We start from the raw sequence: 1,788 nt of genomic DNA, 5'->3' as shown, positions 1-1,788 counted from the left end.
GATATTAGAAGTAGCTTTGTCACGACGAATGTGCTGTTCACGCGCTTGTAGTGTTAAGACAAAACCACGGCGACCTTCCTCATCTGTTGTTTCTCCAACAAGACGACCAGGTACCTTACGCATCAGCTTAGAAGTTACCGCGAAGTAACCACAATGTGGTCCACCAAATGCTTCCGCAATACCAAAAGGTTGTGCATCCCCTACTGTAATATCCGCACCAAACTTACCAGGTGGTGTTAAAGCACCTAATGCAAGAGGATTAGCTGAAACAACGAACAACGCTTTTTTCTGATGTGTTACTTGTTCAATTTTTGCTAGGTCTTCAATTTGACCGAAGAAGTTAGGATATTGAACCATAACTGCTGCTGTATCCTCATCGACTGCTTCTTCTAGCTTAACTAAGTCTGTAACCCCATCTTTCATCGGTACAGTCACTACATCTACATTTTGACCCTTTGCATAAACCTTCACTACATCAATATACTCCGGATGGATTGCCTCAGAAACAACTAACTTCTTGCGCTTTGTGTGTCCTGCTGCAAGGTTACCCGCTTCCGCAAGCGCAGTACCTCCGTCATACATAGAGGAGTTTGCAAGATCCATTCCAGTCAATTCGCAAATCATCGTTTGGAATTCAAAAATAGCTTGAAGCTCCCCTTGAGAAATCTCAGGTTGATATGGTGTATAAGCTGTATAAAATTCAGAACGTGAAATAACATGATCCACAATGATAGGCTTGAAATGATCATATACTCCAGCACCTAAGAAAGACGCATATTGTCTACTATCTGCATTTTTAGCAGCTAGCTGGCTTAACTCCTTAAGAAGAGCAGATTCTGCTTTAGCAGGTTTAATATTATATTCCCCTTTAAAACGAACCTTTTCTGGGATATCTGCAAACAATTCATCAATAGAAGAAATGCCGATTACGTCTAACATTTCTTTTTGATCTTGTTCAGTCATAGGTAAATAACGATGCTGCTTCATCAATGGACAACCTCTTTCTTTGTCTTATTTTTCTCTTTTATAAAACGGAGTAGCTACAGTTACTGCCTTTAGTCGCTTGTTTCGAATTTCAACTTCAAGTTCCTGTCCGATTTCAGCAAATGTTGCGTCAATTAAAGCTAGACCGATATTCTTTTTAGATGTTGGTGATTGCGTCCCGGTAGTAACAAAACCAATTTGAACTCCATCTTTGTATACTGGATAACCAGTACGTGGAATTCCTTTGTCGATCATTTCGATTCCAATACTCTTTCTCGGAACACCATTTTCTTTTTGTTCTACCAATACTGACTTCCCATTAAAATCCTGCTCTTTATTCAATTTCACTACGAATCCAAGTCCTGCTTCCAATGGAGTAATATCTTTAGATAATTCTTGACCATATAACGGCAGACAAGCTTCAAAGCGTAATGTGTCTCGAGCTCCAAGCCCACATGGAAGTAATCCTTCCTCTTTACCTGCCTCTAGTATGCTGCTCCATAAATCTGTTAGATCATTACTAGATGCATAGATTTCAAAACCATCTTCTCCCGTATAACCAGTGCGAGACACGATTACTTCTTTGCCAGCGACTTCTACTTTGTCTTTAAAGCGGAAAAATTTAATTTCTGCTAAATCCTGTGTCGTTAACTTTTGAAGAATTTCTTGTGCTTTTGGGCCTTGCAAAGCTAATAGTCCATAGTCATTGGAGCTATTATTTAACTCGACTTCATCTATAAGATTTTCTTTCATCCACTCAAAATCTTTTTCTATATTACCAGCATTCACAACCAATAAATAATG

At 39.1% G+C, this 1,788-nt stretch carries 2 protein-coding genes; both read right to left on the bottom strand.

Going from position 1 to position 1,788, the window contains the following annotated elements; all coding sequences use genetic code 11:
• A partial coding sequence (gene gcvPA / locus AC06OU_RS00410) for an aminomethyl-transferring glycine dehydrogenase subunit GcvPA (RefSeq protein ID WP_475853358.1) occupies positions 1-987 on the bottom strand: 987 nt, incomplete at its 3' end.
• Between the two features lie 24 nt (positions 988-1,011).
• Positions 1,012-1,788: glycine cleavage system aminomethyltransferase GcvT (gene gcvT / locus AC06OU_RS00405; RefSeq protein ID WP_475853357.1), on the bottom strand; the 777-nt coding region annotated here is incomplete at its 5' end.

Source organism: Psychrobacillus sp., from assembly GCF_056205495.1.
This window is presented reverse-complemented; position numbering and strand designations above follow the sequence as displayed.